Annotated in this window: 20 protein-coding genes; 12 read left to right on the forward strand and 8 right to left on the reverse strand. The window is 70.1% G+C overall.

Features of this window, described 5'->3' with window-relative positions; genetic code table 11:
- Nucleotides 1-197 precede the first annotated feature (197 nt).
- Nucleotides 198-638: a methylmalonyl-CoA epimerase gene (mce, locus tag IO24_RS0129270; RefSeq protein WP_031140751.1), complete on the reverse strand. Its 441-nt coding sequence runs from the start codon at nucleotides 636-638 to the stop codon at nucleotides 198-200.
- Nucleotides 639-786: 148 nt separating this feature from the next.
- Here mce and IO24_RS0129275 point away from each other — a divergent pair, with 148 nt between their 5' ends.
- Together IO24_RS0129275 and meaB are read left to right on the forward strand one after the other, a co-directional pair.
- A complete protein-coding gene (locus tag IO24_RS0129275) occupies nucleotides 787-1,986 on the forward strand; it encodes an acetyl-CoA C-acetyltransferase (protein ID WP_078899414.1) in 1,200 nt (399 codons plus the stop codon).
- 34 nt (nucleotides 1,987-2,020) lie between these two features.
- On the forward strand, nucleotides 2,021-2,977 hold the full coding sequence (gene meaB / locus IO24_RS0129280; RefSeq protein WP_030854298.1) for a methylmalonyl Co-A mutase-associated GTPase MeaB: 957 nt from the start codon (nucleotides 2,021-2,023) through the stop codon (nucleotides 2,975-2,977).
- A 351-nt stretch (nucleotides 2,978-3,328) separates the two neighbouring features.
- On the opposite strand, the gene IO24_RS0129285 is transcribed toward meaB, so the two are convergent.
- Entirely contained in the window at nucleotides 3,329-3,988 is a 660-nt protein-coding gene (locus IO24_RS0129285; protein ID WP_031140756.1) for a PepSY domain-containing protein, read from the reverse strand.
- Nucleotides 3,989-4,104: 116 nt separating this feature from the next.
- On the opposite strand from IO24_RS0129285, the gene IO24_RS0129290 reads away from it, so the two are divergent.
- Both IO24_RS0129290 and IO24_RS0129295 read left to right on the forward strand, forming a co-directional pair.
- Complete coding sequence (locus tag IO24_RS0129290) at nucleotides 4,105-4,776, forward strand: response regulator transcription factor (protein WP_031140758.1); 672 nt, start codon at nucleotides 4,105-4,107, stop codon at nucleotides 4,774-4,776.
- The gene (locus IO24_RS0129295; RefSeq protein WP_031140760.1) at nucleotides 4,773-6,182 is read left to right on the forward strand and encodes a sensor histidine kinase; all 1,410 of its coding nucleotides are present in this window, start codon (nucleotides 4,773-4,775) and stop codon (nucleotides 6,180-6,182) included. The genes IO24_RS0129290 and IO24_RS0129295 overlap by 4 nt, the downstream gene beginning before the upstream one ends.
- Before the next feature lie 6 nt (nucleotides 6,183-6,188).
- Here IO24_RS0129295 and IO24_RS0129300 read toward each other — a convergent pair whose 3' ends face one another.
- From IO24_RS0129300 to IO24_RS0129315, 4 genes are all read right to left on the reverse strand, one after another.
- Nucleotides 6,189-6,665, reverse strand: coding sequence for a MarR family winged helix-turn-helix transcriptional regulator (locus IO24_RS0129300; protein WP_031140761.1), 477 nt, complete (start codon nucleotides 6,663-6,665; stop codon nucleotides 6,189-6,191).
- Nucleotides 6,666-6,781: 116 nt separating this feature from the next.
- Entirely contained in the window at nucleotides 6,782-7,582 is an 801-nt protein-coding gene (locus tag IO24_RS0129305; protein ID WP_031140763.1) for an AIM24 family protein, read from the reverse strand.
- Complete coding sequence (locus IO24_RS0129310) at nucleotides 7,579-8,229, reverse strand: AIM24 family protein (protein ID WP_031140765.1); 651 nt, start codon at nucleotides 8,227-8,229, stop codon at nucleotides 7,579-7,581. The genes IO24_RS0129305 and IO24_RS0129310 overlap by 4 nt, the downstream gene beginning before the upstream one ends.
- Before the next feature lies 1 nt (nucleotide 8,230).
- Nucleotides 8,231-8,863 (reverse strand): AIM24 family protein, encoded by a 633-nt coding sequence (locus IO24_RS0129315; protein WP_031140767.1) that lies wholly within the window; start codon nucleotides 8,861-8,863, stop codon nucleotides 8,231-8,233.
- A 207-nt stretch (nucleotides 8,864-9,070) separates the two neighbouring features.
- On the opposite strand from IO24_RS0129315, the gene IO24_RS0129320 reads away from it, so the two are divergent.
- The 4 genes from IO24_RS0129320 to glxA all read left to right on the forward strand — a co-directional run bounded on the left by IO24_RS0129320 (nucleotide 9,071) and on the right by glxA (nucleotide 13,668).
- Entirely contained in the window at nucleotides 9,071-9,415 is a 345-nt protein-coding gene (locus IO24_RS0129320) for a DUF3817 domain-containing protein (RefSeq protein WP_031140769.1), read from the forward strand.
- Nucleotides 9,412-9,705 (forward strand): MTH1187 family thiamine-binding protein, encoded by a 294-nt coding sequence (locus IO24_RS0129325; RefSeq protein WP_030854324.1) that lies wholly within the window; start codon nucleotides 9,412-9,414, stop codon nucleotides 9,703-9,705. The genes IO24_RS0129320 and IO24_RS0129325 overlap by 4 nt, the downstream gene beginning before the upstream one ends.
- 192 nt (nucleotides 9,706-9,897) lie before the next feature.
- Nucleotides 9,898-11,709, forward strand: coding sequence for a glycosyltransferase family 2 protein (locus IO24_RS0129330; protein ID WP_031140771.1), 1,812 nt, complete (start codon nucleotides 9,898-9,900; stop codon nucleotides 11,707-11,709).
- Nucleotides 11,710-11,712: 3 nt separating this feature from the next.
- Nucleotides 11,713-13,668 carry a radical copper oxidase GlxA gene (glxA, locus tag IO24_RS0129335; RefSeq protein WP_031140773.1) on the forward strand — a complete coding sequence of 652 codons (1,956 nt, stop codon included), beginning with the start codon at nucleotides 11,713-11,715 and terminating at the stop codon, nucleotides 13,666-13,668.
- A gap of 12 nt (nucleotides 13,669-13,680) precedes the next feature.
- On the opposite strand, the gene IO24_RS0129340 is transcribed toward glxA, so the two are convergent.
- Nucleotides 13,681-14,670: a glycoside hydrolase family 6 protein gene (locus IO24_RS0129340; RefSeq protein WP_031140775.1), complete on the reverse strand. Its 990-nt coding sequence runs from the start codon at nucleotides 14,668-14,670 to the stop codon at nucleotides 13,681-13,683.
- 179 nt (nucleotides 14,671-14,849) lie between these two features.
- On the opposite strand from IO24_RS0129340, the gene IO24_RS0129345 reads away from it, so the two are divergent.
- From IO24_RS0129345 to icmA, 3 genes are all read left to right on the forward strand, one after another.
- Entirely contained in the window at nucleotides 14,850-15,359 is a 510-nt protein-coding gene (locus IO24_RS0129345; RefSeq protein WP_031140777.1) for a MarR family winged helix-turn-helix transcriptional regulator, read from the forward strand.
- 43 nt (nucleotides 15,360-15,402) lie between these two features.
- Nucleotides 15,403-15,741: a DUF3817 domain-containing protein gene (locus IO24_RS0129350; protein WP_031140779.1), complete on the forward strand. Its 339-nt coding sequence runs from the start codon at nucleotides 15,403-15,405 to the stop codon at nucleotides 15,739-15,741.
- A 116-nt stretch (nucleotides 15,742-15,857) separates the two neighbouring features.
- Nucleotides 15,858-17,558 (forward strand): coenzyme B12-dependent isobutyryl-CoA mutase large subunit, encoded by a 1,701-nt coding sequence (gene icmA, locus IO24_RS0129355; RefSeq protein WP_031140781.1) that lies wholly within the window; start codon nucleotides 15,858-15,860, stop codon nucleotides 17,556-17,558.
- Here icmA and IO24_RS0129360 read toward each other — a convergent pair.
- Complete coding sequence (locus IO24_RS0129360) at nucleotides 17,555-18,190, reverse strand: TetR/AcrR family transcriptional regulator (RefSeq protein ID WP_031140783.1); 636 nt, start codon at nucleotides 18,188-18,190, stop codon at nucleotides 17,555-17,557. The two genes, icmA and IO24_RS0129360, sit on opposite strands and share 4 nt — an antisense overlap.
- Nucleotides 18,191-18,425: 235 nt before the next feature.
- Between IO24_RS0129360 and IO24_RS0129365 the strand changes: the two genes are divergently transcribed.
- Nucleotides 18,426-19,400, forward strand: coding sequence for a tetratricopeptide repeat protein (locus IO24_RS0129365; protein ID WP_031140785.1), 975 nt, complete (start codon nucleotides 18,426-18,428; stop codon nucleotides 19,398-19,400).
- The last annotated feature ends 284 nt before the right edge of the window (nucleotides 19,401-19,684 follow it).

Raw genomic sequence — 19,684 nt, forward strand, 5'->3', positions numbered from 1 at the left:
CCAAACGAGCTCCGTCCATCCGCCGAACGGGGCCCCCGGGGAATGGTGTCAGATCATCGGCGGAGCAGAGGCTGCTGCCCCGACGCTCGTCCCCCGAAACCCGGACCCCGGTGGTCCTGCCGTCGCACGGCGGGACCGCGGTCACCCTGGACTGAGCGGCGACCGCCCCCAACCCTACCGGCCCCTATGTACGAGGGTCAGTGCTCAGGTGACTCAACAGGCGCCGAAGTGACCAGTTCTGTCAGTACGCCATGACAGTCCTTGGGGTGCAGGAAGGTGATCCGTGACCCCATGGAACCGCGTCGCGGCTCTTCGTACAGCACGCGTACGCCCTTGCCCTTGATGTCGGCCGCCTCGGCGTCCACGTCCGCCGTACCGAAAGCGATGTGGTGGACGCCCTCGCCGTTCTTCGCCAGCCACTTCGCGACGGTGGAGTCCTCGCGGGTGGGCTCCAGGAGCTGCAGGTACGAGGCGCCGCCGTCGGACGTATCGTTGATCTTGAGCATGGCCTCGCGCACGCCCTGCTCCTCGTTGACCTCGGAGTGGAACACCTCGAAGCCGTAGGTGGCACGGTAGAACTCGACGGTCTTGTCGAGGTCGAAACAGGCGATTCCGATGTGGTCGATTCGCGTCAGCATGGATTCAGTGCAGCGCTCCCGAGGTGGTTACGCAACGTGCGCGCGATCACACCGACAGCCCGATGACGGGGTGGAGTACCGGTCAGTACATTCGAAGTAAACCCTCGTTCACTCCTCGGCTGTGCAGCCGGTAAGGGGATCGCAGCTCATGTCTTCTGCTACGACCAGCTCAGTGATCGTCTCGGGGGCGCGTACGCCCATGGGGCGGTTGCTCGGATCGCTGAAGTCCTTCTCCGGAGCCGACCTCGGCGGCTTCGCGATCAAGGCCGCCCTCGACCGTGCGGGGATCGGCGGCGACCAGGTGCAGTACGTGATCATGGGCCAGGTGCTCCAGGCCGGAGCGGGGCAGATCCCGGCCCGCCAGGCCGCGGTCAAGGCCGGCATCCCGATGAACGTGCCGGCGCTGACCATCAACAAGGTGTGCCTGTCCGGCCTCGACGCCATCGCGCTCGCCGACCAGCTCATCCGCGCGGGTGAGTTCGACGTGATCGTCGCCGGCGGTCAGGAGTCCATGACCAACGCGCCGCACCTGCTGCCGAAGTCCCGTGAGGGCTACAAGTACGGCGCCATCCAGATGCTCGACTCCATGGCCCACGACGGTCTGACCGACTCCTTCGACGGCGTCGCCATGGGCGAGTCGACGGAGCGGCACAACACCCGACTCGGCATCGCGCGGCCCGAGCAGGACGAGATCGCCGCGCTGTCGCACCAGCGGGCCGCCGCCGCGCAGAAGAACGGCCTGTTCGAGGCCGAGATCACGCCGGTGGAGATCCCGCAGCGCAAGGGCGACCCGGTGCTGTTCAGCAAGGACGAGGGGATCCGGGGCGACACGACCGCGGAGTCCCTCGGGAAGCTGCGTCCCGCCTTCGCCAAGGACGGCACGATCACGGCCGGTTCCGCCTCGCAGATCTCCGACGGTGCCGCCGCCGTCGTCGTGATGAGCAAGGCCAAGGCGCAGGAGCTCGGCCTGGAGTGGATCGCCGAGATCGGGGCCCACGGGAACGTGGCCGGGCCGGACAACTCGCTCCAGTCCCAGCCGTCCAACGCGATCCTGCACGCGCTGAAGAAGGAGGGCCTGGAGGTCTCGGACCTCGACCTCATCGAGATCAACGAGGCGTTCGCGGCCGTGGCCGTGCAGTCCATGAAGGACCTCGGGGTGTCCACCGAAAAGGTGAATGTCAACGGTGGCGCCATTGCCCTGGGTCACCCGATCGGGATGTCCGGTGCGCGGCTCGTGCTGCATCTCGCGCTGGAGCTGAAGCGGCGCGGCGGTGGCGTGGGTGCGGCCGCGCTGTGCGGCGGCGGCGGGCAGGGCGACGCGCTGATCGTGCGCGTGCCCAAGGCCTGACTTCCGGTACGTCCCTTATCTGAACGGAGCTGTGATGCAGGACGTCTCCACGCTGGTGGCCCAGGCCAGGGAGGGGAGGCCGCGGGCGGTGGCCCGGTTGATCTCCCTGGTGGAGGGGGCGTCCCCACAGCTGCGGGAGGTCATGGCGGCGCTCGCGCCGCTGACGGGCGGGGCGTACGTGGTCGGGTTGACCGGGTCGCCCGGGGTCGGCAAGTCGACGTCGACCTCGGCGCTGGTCTCCGCGTACCGCAAGCAGGACAAGCGGGTCGGCGTGCTCGCCGTCGACCCGTCGTCCCCGTTCTCGGGCGGAGCGCTGCTCGGGGACCGGGTGCGGATGTCGGAGCACGCGTCCGACCCGGGCGTGTACATCCGGTCGATGGCGACGCGCGGGCATCTGGGCGGGCTGGCCTGGTCGGCCCCGCAGGCGATCCGGGTCCTGGACGCCGCCGGCTGCGACGTCATCCTGGTCGAGACGGTGGGCGTCGGGCAGTCGGAGGTCGAGATCGCCTCGCAGGCGGACACGTCCGTGGTGCTGCTGGCGCCGGGTATGGGCGACGGGATCCAGGCGGCCAAGGCCGGGATCCTGGAGATCGGCGACGTCTACGTCGTGAACAAGGCGGACCGGGACGGGGCGGATGCGACGGCTCGCGAGCTGAACCACATGCTGGGGCTCGGGGAGTCCAGGGGGCCGGGCGACTGGCGTCCGCCGATCGTGAAGACGGTCGCCGCGCGCGGGGAGGGCGTCGACGAGGTCGTCGAGGCCCTGGAGAAGCACCGGGCCTGGATGGAGGAGCGGGGCGTCCTCGCGGAGCGGCGTCTGTCCCGGGCGTCGCGCGAGGTCGAGACGATCGCGGTTACGGCGCTGCGGGAGCGGATCGGAGACCTGCACGGGGACCGGCGCCTCGGGGCGCTCGCGGAGCGGATCATCGCGGGCGAGCTTGATCCTTACCGGGCGGCTGACGAGCTGGTGGCGGGGTTGACGGAGGGCTGACGGCTGAGGCGGTCGCGCCTGACGCCGCCGGGTGGGGGCGGGGCCGCGCCGGGGGGTGTCCGTCCTCGGAACGGCGCGATGGGGTTGCGTACCGACTGACTGTCCGTTGACGCGCCAACCAGCTGCGGGCGGACACCCCCCGACACGTCCCCTTGCGTCGTCCGGCGGGTCCGGGCCGCCCTGGCTGCGGGCATGCGTGCCGCTAGGGGCGGACCCACCCTGCCCCAGCATCAACGCAGCGGCACCCCGCCCTGCAGGGTTGCGGACCCACCCGGCTCCAGTCACCCCGCTGCGCGGTGACGCCCCGGCGTCCGTGCGGACGCCGGGGCGGTGAAGAGGGGCAGCTCCTGGTCAGTCCTGGTCGTCGGCGTCGTCGGCGGCGTCGTCCTGGGCGTCGTCGCGGTCCGCCGTGACCTTGCCCGACTTGAGGTCGACCTTCCAGTCCTGCTCGGCCCCGCCGGACTTCCGCGTCTCGGCCTCCCAGGACTTGTCCTTGCCGTCCTCGTCCAGGCCGACGGACGTCACCACGCCCTTGCCGGCGGCAGCCTTCGCGGCCTCCTCGGCCGTCACCGAGGAACCCTTCAGAGCGGCCCGCACCTGCGCCGTGTCGTCCTCGTCGTCGGTGTGCGCACCGAGGACCTTGCCGTTGGACGGGTCGACGCTCACGCTGTGCCAGGCGTCGTCGCCCGACAGGACGTCGACCTTCCAGACCACCTTGTCGCTGTCGTCCTCGTCGTCCAGCTCGGCGGACACGACCGTGCCCGACGTGTGCTTCAGCGCGGAGGCGATGGCCTCGGGCGCGGTGACGTCGGAGGAGGAGACCCGAGCGGCTTCGTCGTCGCGGTCGTCGCGGTCGTCCTTATCGTCACGGTTGCCGTCGTCCGACAGCTTCGTGTTCGCCGCCTGCCGCGCCGAGCCCTGGTCGTCTCCGGTGGACGCGAGAGCCGTGGCCGTGCCCCCTCCGATCAGAGCGGCGGCGGTCACAGCGGCGATCACGATGTTGCGCTTCATGAGGGTTCCTCCCGAGTCGTTTTGTTTTCGACGTCTTCGACTCTGGCTGAAGGAGGCTGAGAGGAACCTGAAGCCCCCTGAAGGGATCTTCAGCTTCCCTTTGCGACTCTTTACGCATGCGCCTGTTGATCGTGGAGGACGAGAAGCGGCTGGCCCTGTCGCTCGCCAGGGGCCTGACGGCCGAGGGGTACGCCGTGGACGTCGTCCACGACGGACGGGAGGGGCTGCACCAGGCCTCGGAGGGCACGTACGACCTGGTCATCCTGGACATCATGCTGCCCGGCCTCAACGGCTACCGGGTCTGCGCCGCCCTGCGCGCCGCCGGGCACGACGTGCCGATCCTGATGCTGACCGCCAAGGACGGCGAGTACGACGAGGCCGAGGGGCTCGACACCGGTGCGGACGACTATCTGACCAAGCCGTTCTCGTATGTCGTGCTCGTCGCCCGGGTCAAGGCGCTGCTGCGGCGGCGGCGCGGGCAGGGCGCGGGAGCCTCGCCGGTGCATGTGCACGGAGACCTGAAGGTGGACACCGCGGCCCGGCGGGTGTTCCTGGGTGAGGACGAAGTCGCCCTCACCGCCAAGGAGTTCTCCGTGCTGGAGCACCTCGTGCTGCGGGCCGGCGAGGTGGTGTCCAAGTCCGACATCCTGGAGCACGTCTGGGACTTCGCGTACGACGGTGATCCGAACATCGTCGAGGTGTACGTCAGCACGCTGCGGCGGAAGCTGCGGGCGGGGCTGATCCGGACCGTGCGCGGGGTCGGCTACCGGCTGGAGACGTCGCCGTGAGGCGGCTGTTCGGGTCCGTCCGGGCGCGGGCCACGCTGGGAGCGACCCTCGTGGTCGCGGTGGCGCTCGTCGCCGCCGGGGCCGCCGTGCTGCTGTCCCTGCGGTCCAACCTGATCGGCGAGGCCGGTACGCAGGCGGAGCGCTCCGCGCGGGCGGTCGCCTCCGAGCTGGCCGCCGGAACGCCGTACGACAAACTCTCGGGGCTGGACGGCGACGACGGGCCGGTGCAGGTCCTGGACGAGCACAAGCGGCTGGTCGCGGCCAGTGAGGACCTGGAGCGGATCAGCGGGACGGACACCGGGAAGGTGAAGCCTGAGCCGGCGGCGACGCCTTCCGGCGACGACGATGACGACTCCGGGGACGCGGGCGAGCCCCTCGAACCCGGTGAGATCTCCGGGGAGAGCGTCTTCAGCAACGGGTCCGCGACGATCGACGGCGACGCGGAGGACTACCGCTTCGCCGCCGTCGAGGTGGAGACCCAGGACCGGGGGCACCTCACGGTCTACGCCGGTTCCCCGCTGGCCGCCGAGCACGGGGCCGTGCGGTCCGCGCTGACGGTGATGCTGATCGGTTTCCCGCTGCTGCTCGGTGTCGTCGCGGCCGTGACCTGGCTGGTCACGCGGCGGGCCCTGCGGCCCGTGGAGGGGATCCGGCGCGAGATGGCCGCGATCACCCACTCCGAGGACCTCGCGCGGCGCGTTCCGGAGCCGGACACGCACGACGAGATCGCCCGGCTCGCCAGCACCACCAACGAGACACTCGCGGCGCTGGAGACGTCCGTGGAGCGGCAGCGGCGGTTCGTGGCCGACGCCTCCCACGAGCTGCGCAGCCCGATCGCCTCGCTGCGGACGCAACTGGAAGTGGCCGCCGCGCACCCCGAGCTGCTGGACCTGGACGGGGCCGTGGAGGACACCGTCCGGCTGCAGCGACTGGCCGCCGATCTGCTGCTGCTCGCCCGGCTGGACGCGGGGGAGCGGCCCAGCGACGCGAAGATCGACCTCGCCGGGCTCGCCCGGGAGGAGGCCGAGGGGCGGGCGGGTGTCACCGTGGACGCGGAGCCGGTGGAGGTGGCCGGATCGCGGGGGCAGTTGCGGCGGGTGCTCGCCAATCTGCTCGACAACGCCCAGCGGCATGCCCGGTCGGCCGTCACCGTGAGCGTGCGGCGCGAGGGTGACCGGGCCGTGGTCGAAGTGGCGGACGACGGTGACGGGGTGCCCGAGGACGACCGGGAGCGGATCTTCGAACGGTTCGTCCGGCTGGACGCCGCCCGCAGCCGCGACGACGGCGGAGCCGGGCTGGGCCTCGCCATCGCCCGGGATGTCGCCGTCCGGCACGGCGGTACGCTCAGGGCCGGTCGGGGACCCGCAGGCGGAGCCCTGTTCGAACTCCGCCTGCCGCTCGCCTAGTCGCGGTTACGGGCGTCCGCGCTGTCCGCGCAGGTGCTCCGCGATGGGCTTGAGGCCCTTGTCGAGTTCCGTCAGGGCCTCGGGGGCCAGCAGGTCGATGAAGTGCCTGCGCACGGACGCCACATGATGGGGCGCGACCTTCTGCATCGTCGCCATGCCGTGGTCGGTGAGGACCGCGTAGAGCCCCCGGCGGTCCGACTCGCAGTTCTCCCGCCGGACCAGGTTCGCGTTCTCCATGCGCGTGATCTGGTGCGAGAGGCGGCTTTTGGACTGGAGGGTGGCGGAGGCGAGGTCACTCATCCGCATCCTCTGGCCCTCGGACTCGGAGAGATTCACCAGGATCTCGTAGTCGTTCATTGTCAGGCCGAACGGCTGCAGGTCCTTCTCGAGCTGGTACGTCAACAGCCTGTTGACCTCCAGGTGGGTGCGCCAGGCGCACTGCTCCGCATCGGTCAGCCAGCGGGTGGCCGTCTCGGTCTCCATGAATGAAGTCTACCTAAAAGGTTGAAAGGCGAACTAGTGAGGGGTGGCGTGTGACGGCGTACGCCTGGCGAACAGCAGTGCGCAGGCGTTCGATGTCACACTCCGCAGACTACCGCTCACAGCCCGAAGCGACGCTGGAGGTCCCCCAGCTGTCCGGGAAGGCGCGGTACGCCGGACTGCCCCGCCTGGGGACTGTGCGCCCCACCGCCGGGCACTCCGGCCTGGTGCGGAACGGCCCCCGTGGCCTGCTCGGCCATCAGGGTCTCGGACGACTGGAGCAGTACCGTCCCGGCGCCGACGAACTCGAACTGGTGCTCCTCGCCGGAGGCCCCGCCGAGGCCCGTCAGTGCACGTAGACCGCCCATGACGCCGGTCATGTACCCGTGGTCGTAGTGGTGGCACGGGGAGGGGCAGTCGGCCCAGCCGACCAGGGCCTGGGGGTCGACCCGGATCGGGGGTTCCATGAACACCACCGGCCCGTTCGACGCGGCCACGAACTTTCCGGTTCCGATGAGGGTCAGAAAACCCGGCACGATTGATTGCTTCAGTGCCAGAGTTGGCTGAAAAGCGAGCAGGTTGCCCGAGCGAATGGTCAGGTTGCCGTCTTCCAGATCGTACGAATTCACGTCGAAGGCCCGGTCGGCGAGGAGCATCTTGCCCGATCCCTCCGCCACGACCCAGTCGCTCGCGTGCAGTGGCGAATGGAAGGACGTGCGGACGAGACGGTCCAGCCGGCCGTGCCCGACGCCGTTGAAGTCGATCGAGCCGTAGTAGGCGATCATCTTCCCCTTCTGCAGGAACCACTGGCTCCCCTTGAGCTCCACGCAGAAGGTGTACGCGTTGACGTTGTCGTCGGGCGGCAGCGTCGCGGGGTCGAAGACCATGGGGCCGGGGCCCGGGGTTCCGTACGTGCTCACAGCTTCTCCTCCGACGCCTGGACGTACACCGCACCGCTGCCGCTGAGCTCCAGCTGGAACGCCTCGCCCGAGCCGCGGCCCACCATGTCCCGCCAGCCGAGGGCCGTGGACAGCTTGTTGCGGACGTCGCCGTGGTGGGCGACGTAGGCCTGCGGGTCCACATGGACCGGCCGCTGCGGGGTGATCGGGATCTCGATGACGCCGCCGTGGGCCATGACCGCGACGGCCCCCTGCCCCTTCAGCGTCGTCGTGAACAGGCCCTGACCGCTGACCTGGCCCCGCACCATGCCCATGACGCCGCCCTGTGAGCCGAGGAACATCGTGCCCTGCTGGAGCGAGCCCTCGAAGGCCAGGAGACGGTCCGCCTCCACGTACAGCGTGTCGCCGGTCAGCCGGATCACCTGGATGTGGTGTCCGCCGTGCCCGAAGAGGACCGTGCCGCTGCCCTCGACGGTCATCAGGGGGGTGTCCTCGTCGGCGACCCGGCGTCCGATCATCGACATGACCCCGCCCTGGCCGCCCGCCCTGTTGGGAGTGAACGACACCTCGCCCTTGTAGGCGAGCATCGCGCCGCGCTGACTGAACAGCCTCTGTCCCGGCGCGACCGTCGCCTCGACCACTTTTCCGTTGATCTCCCGGAAGGCCATCTCACACGTCTCCCGCGATCGTGTTCCGCTCGCTCGGCTGCACGTACACCAGACCGTCCCCCTCGAACCGCATCTGGAAGGCCTCGCCGCCGCCCTCCCCGAGCAGCGTGCGGAATGTCACACCCGACTGGAAGGACTGCCGCAGGTTGCCCTGGTGCGCCACGTACGCCCCCGGGTCGACGGTCAGCGGGTACTGCGCGCTCACCCGCAGCACCACCGCCGGGCCGTCCGACATGATCGCCGCCTGGCCGTGGCCCTCGACGGTCGTCGTGAACAGTCCGTTGCCCTGCGAGGCACCCCGAAGGCCGGTGAACTCCGTCCCCGTGCGCAGCCCGCCGTCGGTCGCGAGCAGGTTGCTCGACTCGACGTAGAGCTTGTCGCCCTGGACGGCGACCAGGTTGATCTCGGAGGCGCGATCCGCGAACCAGCAGGTCCCGCGCCCCTTCACCTCCATCAACGTCATCTGCTCACCGGTCAGCCGCCGGGTCACCATGCCCCGGATGCCCTCGCCGCCGCCGCTGAGCTTCTTGAAGGCCATCTCCCCGTCGTACGCGACCATCGAGCCGTTCTTCGCTTTCACGGCATCCCCGGTCATGTCGACGGCGAGCACCTTGCTGCTCTGAAGTCGGAACATCGCCACGACTGGAAGGTAGCCGCAGGCCGGCCCCCGCGGACAGGGCCCGTAGGAGGAGAACGACCCTGACCGCACCCCTGGGCGCCGGGGGCCGCGGCGGTTTGCCACAATGGGCGGGACGCTTGTGCGTGCGTTCACAAACCGTCGGACCCGTACAAGCCGTTCAGCTCGTCCAGACCGCCGCGTCTCTCCCACCGAAGGTGACCCGTGGACATCAAGACCGCCACCGCCATCCGCCGCCTCCGCCTGGTCTCGGCCCCCGAGGCGATCTCCTTCCTTCTCCTGCTGGTCTGCTCCGTGCTGAAGCGGACCACGGACTTCAACGCCGTGCCGGTGATGGGCATGGTGCACGGGGTGCTGTTCGTCCTGTACGTGATCTTCTGGGCCGACGCGTGGAACCGGGCGAAGTGGCCCGTGAAGACCGCCGCGCTGTACTTCGTCCTCTCGGTGCTGCCCGCCGGCGGGTTCTTCGCCGAGCGCAAGCTGCGGCGTGAGGCCGAGGACGCGGTCATCGCCTCCCGGGCTCGCCAGGAAGGCGTGGTCGGCGCGTGATCGTCGCCTTCTCCGTGACGCCGCTGGGCGTCGGTGAGGACGTGGGGGAGTACGTCGCCGACGCCGTGCGGGTGGTGCGGGAGTCGGGACTGCCGAACCGTACCGACGCGATGTTCACCTCCGTCGAAGGAGAGTGGGACGAGGTCATGGACGTCGTCCGGCGCGCGGTCGCCGCGGTCGAGCGGCGGGCACCCCGGGTCTCCCTCGTCCTCAAGGCGGACATCCGCCCCGGAGTGACCGACGGCCTCACGTCCAAGGTGGAGACCGTGGAGCGGCACCTCGCCGAGTAGGCGCCGAGCACAGCAGTGACGACGAGAACCCCGGCCCCGTGAGGCCGGGGTTCTCGTCGTGGGGCCCCCGTCGCAGCGCGCGCGTGCCCCCACCCGCCTGGACGCCCCCAGTTCGACACCGGACCAAAGGTCCACTTTCGTATGGGTATCGGGGTGTCGCGCTTCGATCACGTCGATCATCTGGAGGGTGCTGTGCGGACGGAGGGCTACGACTACGACTCCTACAGCCGACTCGCCGGACCGCTCACGAAGCCGTCCGGTGCGGCGTACCGGGTCCAGTACGCCTCGCTCCTCTCCCGCGAGCCCCGCCGAATACGAGCCGTCCTCCTGATGAGCCTCGCCCCGCTGCTCACCGGTGCCCTGCTGGTCTACCTTGTCTGGCCCTCCCACTGGGTGGAACGCGAGGGCGCCGAACGCTGGCTCATCGGCCTCGACGTCACCATGCTGATCTCCATCGGGCTCATCGAACTCTTCATGCTCGTCAACGTCGCCTCCGTCGCCCACGCCACGATGGTCGCCCGTGACCCCGTCCCCGTCGTCCCTGAACCCGGCACGCGCGTCGCCTTCCTCACCACGTACGTGCCCGGCAAGGAGCCCCTCGCCATGGTCCGCGCGACCCTGGAGGGAGCCGTCCGCATCCACCACACCGGCCACCTCGACGTCTGGCTCCTCGACGAGGGCGACGACGACCGGGCCAGGGCCCTGTGCGCGGAACTCGGCGTACGGCACTTCACGCGGCTCGGCGTCCCGGAGTGGAACCGCTCCAAGGGCGCCCACAAGGCCCGCACCAAGCACGGCAACTACAACGCCTGGATCGCGCTGCACGGCGACGCGTACGACTTCTTCGCGTCCGTCGACACCGACCACGTCCCGCACCCGGACTACCTGGAGCGGATGCTGGGCTACTTCCGCGACCCGGACGTGGCCTTCGTCGTGGGGCCGCAGGTGTACGGGAACTACGACAACCCCGTCACCAAGGCCGCCGAGTCGCAGCAGTTCCTTTTCCACGCCCTGATCCAGCGCGCCGGCAACCGCTACCGCGCCCCCATGTTCGTCGGCACCAACAACGTCGTACGCATCACCGCCGTCAAACAGATCGGCGGCCTGTACGACTCCATCACCGAGGACATGGCCACGGGCTTCGAGCTGCACCGGCACCGCAATCCGGCGACGGGCCGCCACTGGTGCTCCGTCTACACCCCGGACGTGCTCGCCGTCGGCGAGGGCCCCGCCTCCTGGACCGACTTCTTCACCCAGCAGATGCGCTGGTCGCGCGGCACCTACGAGACGCTCCTCCGGCAGTACTGGAAGGCGCCCTTCAGCATGCCGCCGGGCCGCCTGCTGTCCTACACCCTCATGCTCGTCTACTACCCGATGACGGCCGTCAACTGGCTGCTCGGCATCCTCAGCTGCTTCCTCTTCCTCTGGTTCGGCGCCTCCGGTACCCAGGTCTCCGCTTCGGTGTGGATGATGCTCTACAGCGACGCCGCCGCGCTCCAGATCGGCCTGTACCTGTGGAACCGCCGGCACAACGTCTCCCCGCACGAACCGGAGGGCTCGGGCGGCCTGGCCGGCATGGCGATGTCGGCCCTGTCCGCGCCGATCTACCTCAAGTCCCTCGGCGAGGCCCTGATGTGCCGCCCCAGCCGTTTCGTCGTCACGCCCAAGGGCGGCGACGCCAGCCCCGACCAGCCCGCCACCTTCCGCATCCACCTCTTCTGGGCGGCCCTGCTGGCCACGTCCCTGGCCGCGTCGGCCGCCCTGGACCACACGCACGCGGCGATGCGCACCTGGGCCGTCCTCGCCGTGGCGATCTGCCTGGCGCCGGTCGGGGTGTGGGCCGGCACGCTGCTGCGGGAGCAGCGTGGGCACCGGCCGCAGCCCGCCCAGGCGCCCGCGACCGCGCACGCGCGCGTGCCCGAAAGCAAGGAGCCCGCGCCGGCGCTCGCCGCCGCGTCCCCGGCGGCGGCCCCGGTCTCCGGCACCACGACAGGAGGCAACTAGGCCATGGCCTACCAGCTCTCGCAGAAGACCAAGAAGACCGTCCTGGGCATCGGCGGCATCGCGGTCCTGGCAAGCCTCAACGCCCCGGCCGCAGTGGACTTCGTCTCCGAGCAGTACCACGCGTACGAGATCGCCCAGCCCGAGTACAAGGCCGCGTACGGCTCCTGGAGCCGGCTCGACATCCCCGACGAGTACCGCACCAACGCCATCCACGCGGCCCTGCTGCACACCGGCAAGGTGCTGATCGTCGCCGGGTCGGGCAACGAGCAGCGCAAGTTCGACAAGGGCGAGTTCGACACCGTCCTGTGGGACCCGGAGAAGAACACCTTCAAGAAGATCCCCACCCCGGAGGACTTCTTCTGCGCCGGCCACGCGCAGCTCCCCGACGGCCGTTTGCTGGTGGCCGGCGGAACCGCCCGCTACGAACTCCTCGACGGCGAGGTGACCCGGGCCGGCGGCGGCATGCGCGTGAAGAACGAGAACCCGGACAAGGCGGTGTTCCTCAAGAAGGGCACCCGCTTCCGCTCCCCGGCCGGCGTCGAGTACGTCACCCGGTTCGACGTCACCGTCCCCAAGGCCAAGCGCGGCTTCAAGGTCACGTACAACAGCCGTGGCGCGATGCAGCCCTGGAAGACCAAGGTCACCGCCGCCGAGGCCCGCGTCTTCGTGGAGGCCGTGGACAAGGGCCCGCTGTCGGCCACCGAGAAGCAGGCGCAGTACGAGGTCGTCGGCCTGAAGGGCAGGGCCGCCGAGAACACCTACGGCCTGTCGGAGAAGATCACCCTCGACAAGCAGGACTTCCAGGGCATCCGCGCCGCATACGAGTTCGACCCGAAGGCCGAGAAGTACGTCCCCGTCGACCCCATGCAGAAGGCCCGCTGGTACCCGACGCTCGTGGGCCTCGACGACGGCCGGGTCCTCGCGGTGTCCGGCCTCGACGACGTGGGCATGATCGATCCGGGCGACAACGAGATCTACGACCCGGAGACCAAGAAGTGGTCACCGGGACCCAAGCGGTACTTCCCGACGTACCCGGCGCTGTTCCTCACCAAGGGCGGCAAGCTGTTCTACCCCGCCTCCAACGCCGGTTACGGGCCCGCCGACCAGGGGCGCGCGCCGGGACTGTGGGACCTGGAGACGAACACGTTCGAGAAGGTGCCGGGCCTGACGGACCTCGACCAGACGGAGACCTCGGCCTCGGTGCTGCTGCCCCCGGCGCAGGACCAGAAGGTGATGATCCTCGGCGGGGGTGGCGTCGGCGAGTCGAAGAAGTCCACCCCCCGCACCGCCGTCGTGGACCTGAAGAAGGACAACCCGGCCTTCGAGGACGGCCCCGACCTGCCGCAGGGCACCCGCTATCTGAACAGCGTGATCATGCCGGACGACACCGTGTTCACCGCCAACGGCTCCAGGGACTACCGCGGCCGCAGCGCCAGCAACATCCTCAAGGCGCAGTTCTACGACCCGAAGAGCAACGCCTTCCGGGAGGCCGCCTCGCCGGAGGTGGGCCGCAACTACCACTCCGAGGCACTGCTGCTGCCCGACGGCCGGGTCGCCACGTTCGGCTCCGACCCGCTCTTCGACGATCAGCAGAACACCAAGCTGGGCCACTTCGAGCAGCGCATGGAGATCTTCACCCCGCCCTCGCTGCACAAGAACGCCCGGAACCGCCCCGCGCTGAAGGACGGGCCGCAGACGCTGGACGACGACCACCGCATCACGTTCCGCACGGACCACCCGGAGCGTGTGGCCGAGGCCCGGCTGATGCGGCCCAGCGCGGTCACGCACACGACCGACGTCGAGCAGCGCTCCATCGCGCTGGACATCACCAGGAAGGGTGGCGCCGTGACGTTCGAGGTGCCGCGCGACCCGGCGCTGGTGCCGCCCGGCTGGTACATGCTGTTCGTCACGGACGCCGAGGGCACGCCCTCACGGGCCAAGTGGGTCCACGTGGAGTGAGCGGGGCCCGGGTCAGTCCTCGGCGTTGCGGGCCAGCTCCAGGGCGTACTCCGGCCACCAGCGCCCGGCGGCCGGCCCGCCCTCGCAGGTCCCGTCCGACTCCCCGGGCCGCTTCACCCACAGGAAGGCGTCCACGACGGGTTCGCCGGTGCCGGTCGTCGGCGGGGTGCCGAGCGCCCTGCCCGGCGGGTTGCACCACACGCCGGGCAGGGGCCCGCTGCCGTTGCGGCTGGTGTCGACCACGAAGTGCTTGCCGCCGAGGGCCTCGGCGAGCCGCACGCCGTACATGGTGGTCACCTCGGTCGTCTGGAAGTTGGAGACGTTGAGCGCGAAGCCGTCGGCCTGCTCGATCCCGGCCCGCTTCAGCGGCTCCACCAGCTTGGCCGACTCCTGGATCCAGTCCGCGTTGCCCGCGTCCAGGTACACCTTGGTGTTCGGCTGCTGCTTGAGCCGGGCGATCGCCTCGCCGAGCAGTTGCTCGCGCTCGGCGTGGTACTCGCCGGGGGTGCAGCCGTCCACGACGTGCGCGACCGCGTCGGGCTCCAGGACGACCAGGGCCTCGGCCTCGCCGAGGGCGCCGGCGAACTTTTCGATCCACTCGCGGTAGGCGTTCCCGTCCGCCGCCCCGCCCGCCGAATGCTGGCCGCAGTCCCGGTGCGGGATGTTGTACGCGACGAAGACCGCGGTCTTCCCCTCCCGGCTCGCCGCCGAGGCCGCCGCCTTCACCATCGGTGCCGGGTCGATCTCGCCCGCCGGCCACAGCGCGACCGGCCGGTCGGCGATGCGCCGGATCAGCTCGGCGTCCTGCCCGCGGCCCTGCCGCTGCCAGAGCCGCGCCTGCCGGGCCGCGGGGCTCTCGGGGTCGACCCAGAAGGGGGAGGAGCCGGCCGCGTAGCCGGCCTTCCTGGCCTCGACGTCGGACGCCGTGTCGGTGCCGGAGGAGCAGCCCGCGGCGAGACCGAGCGCCGCGAGGGCCGCGAGGGCGTGGATCAGCCGGGTCATGCCGCTCCCTGGGGGGTGGTGACGTGCCGTGACGAAGGGGACGCCAATCGTTACACATTGGAATGAAACGCCATGGAAAGGACATGGTCGCGCCGCGCCCTCGTACCGGAACCGGTGCCGCTCGCCCGAAGGGCGAGACAGGGCTGACCACCATGTGACCGGCCGGTAAGGTCGGGTTCGTGCCGAAGCCGCTCAGTCTCTCCTTCGATCCGATCGCGCGCGCCGACGAACGCTGGAAGCAGCGCTGGGGAAACGTGCCGTCCATGGCCGCGATCACCTCGATCATGCGTGCCCAGCAGATCCTCCTCGCCGAGGTCGACGCGGTGGTCAGGCCGTACGGGCTGACGTTCGCGCGCTACGAGGCGCTGGTGCTGCTCACCTTCTCCAAGTCCGGCGAGCTGCCGATGTCCAAGATCGGCGAGCGCCTCATGGTGCACCCCACGTCCGTGACGAACACCGTGGACCGGCTGGTGCGGTCGGGCCTGGTCGGCAAGCGGCCCAACCCGAACGACGGCCGCGGCACCCTCGCCAGCATCACCGACAAGGGCCGCGAGGTCGTCGAGTCGGCCACCCGCGACCTGATGGCGATGGACTTCGGGCTCGGGGTGTACGACGCGGAGGAGTGCGCGGAGATCTTCGCGATGCTGCGGCCGCTGCGCGTCTCGGCGGGCGACTTCGAGGAGGAGTGACCCGGGGCAAGATCCGCCGGAACGGGTCGTTACGCTCGACCGCATGAAAAAGAGCGTGCTGACCCGCTATCGCGTGATGGCCTACGTCACCGGCGTGCTGCTGGTCCTGCTGACCTTCGGCATGATCGGCAAGTATGTGCTCGACCTGAACGGCGCGGCCGACTTCACGCGCGTCGTCAGCATCGCGCACGGCTGGCTGTACGTCGTGTACCTGGTCTTCGCCTTCGACCTGGGTTCCAAGGCGAAGTGGCCGGTGGGCAAGCAGATCTGGGTGCTGCTCGCCGGGACCGTTCCGACGGCCGCGTTCTTCGTGGAGCGCAAGATCAGCCGTGAGCTGGAGTCCCGGCTCGCGGAGGACTCGCCCGCGCCCGCCAAGGCGTAGGCGCGGTCCGGCGCCCGCCGCCGCACAGGTGCGTGCGGCGGTCGCCCTCACCCGTTCGCCAGGTCACTCCCGTCAGCCATCGACATTTACTAGGACGTCCAAGTAAATTCGGGGGTATGGACGCTGACGCCATCGAGGAGGGCCGCCGCCGCTGGCAGGCCCGGTACGACGCCGCGCGCAAGCGCGAGGCCGATTTCACCACGCTCTCCGGCGACCCCGTGGAGCCGGTGTACGGGCCGCGGCCCGGTGACACCTACGACGGGTTCGAGCGGATCGGCTGGCCGGGGGAGTACCCCTTCACCCGTGGCCTGTACGCGACCGGCTACCGAGGGCGGACGTGGACCATCCGGCAGTTCGCCGGGTTCGGCAACGCCGAGCAGACCAACGAGCGCTACAAGATGATCCTCCGCAACGGCGGAGGCGGGCTCTCGGTCGCCTTCGACATGCCGACGCTCATGGGCCGCGACTCCGACGACCCCCGCTCGCTGGGCGAGGTCGGGCACTGCGGTGTCGCCATCGACTCGGCGGCCGACATGGAGGTCCTGTTCCAGGACATCCCGCTGGGTGACGTCACGACGTCGATGACCATCAGCGGCCCGGCCGTCCCCGTCTTCTGCATGTACCTGGTCGCAGCCGAGCGGCAGGGCGTCGACCCGTCCGTCCTGAACGGCACGCTCCAGACGGACATCTTCAAGGAGTACATCGCCCAGAAGGAGTGGCTCTTCCAGCCCGAGCCGCATCTGCGGCTCATCGGCGACCTCATGGAGTACTGCGCGGCCGGCATCCCCGCCTACAAGCCGCTGTCCGTCTCCGGCTACCACATCCGCGAGGCCGGGTCGACGGCCGCGCAGGAGCTGGCGTACACGCTGGCGGACGGTTTCGGGTACGTCGAGCTGGGCCTCTCGCGAGGGCTGGACGTGGACGTCTTCGCCCCCGGCCTGTCCTTCTTCTTCGACGCGCACCTCGACTTCTTCGAGGAGATCGCGAAGTTCCGGGCGGCCCGGCGGATCTGGGCCCGCTGGATGCGCGACGTCTACGGAGCCAGGTCCGAGAAGGCCCAGTGGCTGCGCTTCCACACCCAGACCGCGGGCGTCTCCCTCACCGCGCAACAGCCGTACAACAACGTCGTACGCACGGCCGTGGAGGCCCTGGCGGCCGTCCTCGGCGGGACGAACTCGCTGCACACCAACGCGCTCGACGAGACCCTCGCCCTGCCGAGCGAGCAGGCCGCGGAGATCGCGCTGCGCACGCAGCAGGTGCTGATGGAGGAGACCGGCGTCGCCAACGTGGCCGACCCGCTGGGCGGTTCCTGGTACGTCGAGCAGCTGACCGACCGGATAGAGGCGGACGCGGAGAAGATCTTCGAGCAGATCAAGGAGCGCGGGCTGCGGGCACACCCCGACGGGCAGCACCCCATCGGCCCGATCACCTCCGGGATCCTGCGCGGAATCGAGGACGGCTGGTTCACCGGGGAGATCGCCGAGTCGGCGTTCCGGTACCAGCAGGCGCTGGAGAAGGGCGACAAGAAGGTCGTCGGGGTCAATGTGCACACCGGGTCGGTGACCGGGGATCTGGAGATCCTGCGGGTCAGCCACGAGGTCGAGCGCGAGCAGGTCCGGGCGCTGGGCGGGCGGAAGGCCGGACGGGACGACGCGCGGGTCCGTGCGGCGCTGGAGGGCATGCTCGCCGCCGCCCGGGACGGCGGGAACATGATCGAGCCCATGCTGGACGCGGTGCGGGCGGAGGCGACGCTCGGGGAGATCTGCGGGGTCCTGCGGGACGAGTGGGGGGTGTACACCGAACCCGCCGGGTTCTAGGTGGACGCCCCCTGGGGGCCCTGACTGCCCAGCCCGTGCAGCAGCACCCTGGTGAACCTGCGGACCCATTCCTCGTCCGCGGGTTCCGCGCTCACCAGGGTGCGGTGGACCACCGCTCCCGCCACCATGTCGAAGATCAGGTCGACGGTGCGGGCGGATGAGGCGGGGTCCGGTTCCGCAGGGAGTTCCCCGCGGGCCTGGGCCCGTGCGCGGCCCTCCAGGACCAGGCGCTTCTGGCGGTCGACGACCGAGGCCCGGATGCGTTCCCGCAGGGCCTCGTCGCGGGTGGCTTCCGCCACGACCGCCATCAGGCCGCTTCTCGCCTCCGGAAGAGCCAGGATCGTGGCGAACTGGAGGACGACGCCCTCGATGTCGGCGGCCAGGGAGCCGCGGTCGGGGAGTTCCAGCTCGTCGAAGAGTTCCGCGACCGCGTCGACGACCAGTTCGTTCTTGCCCGGCCAGCGGCGGTAGATCGTCGTTTTCGCAACCCCGGCGCGGGCCGCGACGTCTCCCAGGGAGAGCTTGGACCAGCCCAGTTCCACCAGAGCCTCGCGTGTCGCGGCCAGGATCGCGGCGTCCGCCGCGGCGCTGCGCGGGCGCCCGGTGCGGCTGGCTGGGCTGCGGCTGTGCATCTTCCGACCATAAACCGGCGGTTCCTGTGTGGCCGTGAGGGAGATCACCGGGGGGTGGTGTCCCGGCGCCCCGGTGTGGCATTACGCTACGACTCGTAGCGAAAGCCCGTGACGGACGTACACGGGCCTCGACACACCCGGCGTGGGGTGGGGACCCGGCGCCGAAAGGCACCGGACCGGCCTGGCTTTCACACCGTTTTTCACACGCGCGCGCAGTACGGGGGAGGATAGGCGCATGCAGCCACGGAACATGTCCATGAGCGGAGTCGTCGACCTCGCCGCGGTGAAGGCGGCCCAGGAGGCCAAGGCGAAGGCGGAGCAGGCGCGCGCGCAGTCCGCCCGGGAGGGCGGGACGGGCGCGATCTCCCCGGCCGATCTCGTCATCGACGTCGATGAGGCGGGGTTCGAGCGGGACGTCCTGCAGCGTTCCGCCGAGGTGCCCGTCGTCATCGACTTCTGGGCCGAGTGGTGTGAGCCCTGCAAGCAGCTCAGCCCGGTCCTGGAGCGGCTGGCCGTCGAGTACAACGGCCGCTTCCTGCTCGCCAAGATCGACGTCGACGCCAACCAGATGCTGATGCAGCAGTTCGGCATCCAGGGAATCCCCGCGGTGTTCGCGGTCGTCGCGGGGCAGGCGCTGCCGCTCTTCCAGGGGGCGGCGGATGAGGCGCAGATCCGGCAGACGCTGGACCAGCTGGTGCAGGTCGGCGAGCAGCGCTTCGGCCTGACCGGTCTCACCGTCGACCCCGAAGCCGAGCCGGGTGGCGCCCCGGCGGTCGACGAGCGGCCGGCCGGTCCGCACGACGGGCTCCTCGAGGCCGCCGTGCAGGCGCTGGACTCGGGCGACCTGTCGGGCGCCGTCCAGGCGTACAAGAACGTACTGAACGAGGACCCGGGCAACGAGGAGGCCAAACTGGGCCTCGCCCAGGCCGAGCTGCTCCAGCGGGTGCAGGGCGTCGACCCGCAGCAGGTGCGCCGGGACGCGGCCGACAAGCCGGCCGATGTGCAGGCGCAGATCGCCGCCGCCGACCTGGATCTGGTGGGTGGCCATGTCGAGGACGCGTTCGGCCGGCTCATCGAGACCGTGCAGCGCACGGTGGGTGACGACCGGGATGCCGTCCGGATGCGGCTGCTGGAGCTGTTCGAGGTCGTCGGGCCCGACGACCCGCGCGTGATCGCGGCGCGCAGGGCTCTGGCGCGCGCCCTGTTCTGACCAGTCGTTAAACGCGCGGGCATGTGGTGCCCGCGTGAAAAGTTTGCCGACAGAGGGTCACTGCGGCCGCGTTTTACCAAAACTTGGTAAACGCGGCCGCTGTTACTACGAGTAAGTCACAGGCGTTGATCTGTCGGATTCTGTCCATCGATCAACAGCTTTGTACAGCTGTTCGGCACCACCCTGTGTCGTCGGCCGAGACCGATGGGTCGTTGTTCGGTTATCCGGCCGTTACTAGCGAGTAACGAACCCCCTTGTGCGGGCGGCGAGAATGCACCACGATC

The organism is Streptomyces flavovariabilis (assembly GCF_000725785.1).
GTDB lineage: Bacteria > Actinomycetota > Actinomycetes > Streptomycetales > Streptomycetaceae > Streptomyces > Streptomyces hawaiiensis.

What these genes read in the sequence shown, in the direction of transcription:
- mce (WP_031140751.1), bottom strand. Translation starts at nt 638, where the DNA reads ATGCTGACGCGAATCGACCACATCGGAATCGCCTGTTTCGACCTCGAC.
- IO24_RS0129275 (WP_078899414.1), top strand. Translation starts at nt 787, where the DNA reads ATGTCTTCTGCTACGACCAGCTCAGTGATCGTCTCGGGGGCGCGTACG.
- meaB (WP_030854298.1), top strand. Translation starts at nt 2,021, where the DNA reads ATGCAGGACGTCTCCACGCTGGTGGCCCAGGCCAGGGAGGGGAGGCCG.
- IO24_RS0129285 (WP_031140756.1), bottom strand. Translation starts at nt 3,988, where the DNA reads ATGAAGCGCAACATCGTGATCGCCGCTGTGACCGCCGCCGCTCTGATC.
- IO24_RS0129290 (WP_031140758.1), top strand. Translation starts at nt 4,105, where the DNA reads ATGCGCCTGTTGATCGTGGAGGACGAGAAGCGGCTGGCCCTGTCGCTC.
- IO24_RS0129300 (WP_031140761.1), bottom strand. Translation starts at nt 6,665, where the DNA reads ATGGAGACCGAGACGGCCACCCGCTGGCTGACCGATGCGGAGCAGTGC.
- IO24_RS0129310 (WP_031140765.1), bottom strand. Translation starts at nt 8,229, where the DNA reads ATGGCCTTCCGGGAGATCAACGGAAAAGTGGTCGAGGCGACGGTCGCG.
- IO24_RS0129315 (WP_031140767.1), bottom strand. Translation starts at nt 8,863, where the DNA reads ATGTTCCGACTTCAGAGCAGCAAGGTGCTCGCCGTCGACATGACCGGG.
- glxA (WP_031140773.1), top strand. Translation starts at nt 11,713, where the DNA reads ATGGCCTACCAGCTCTCGCAGAAGACCAAGAAGACCGTCCTGGGCATC.
- IO24_RS0129340 (WP_031140775.1), bottom strand. Translation starts at nt 14,670, where the DNA reads ATGACCCGGCTGATCCACGCCCTCGCGGCCCTCGCGGCGCTCGGTCTC.
- IO24_RS0129350 (WP_031140779.1), top strand. Translation starts at nt 15,403, where the DNA reads ATGAAAAAGAGCGTGCTGACCCGCTATCGCGTGATGGCCTACGTCACC.
- icmA (WP_031140781.1), top strand. Translation starts at nt 15,858, where the DNA reads ATGGACGCTGACGCCATCGAGGAGGGCCGCCGCCGCTGGCAGGCCCGG.
- IO24_RS0129360 (WP_031140783.1), bottom strand. Translation starts at nt 18,190, where the DNA reads ATGCACAGCCGCAGCCCAGCCAGCCGCACCGGGCGCCCGCGCAGCGCC.
- IO24_RS0129365 (WP_031140785.1), top strand. Translation starts at nt 18,426, where the DNA reads ATGCAGCCACGGAACATGTCCATGAGCGGAGTCGTCGACCTCGCCGCG.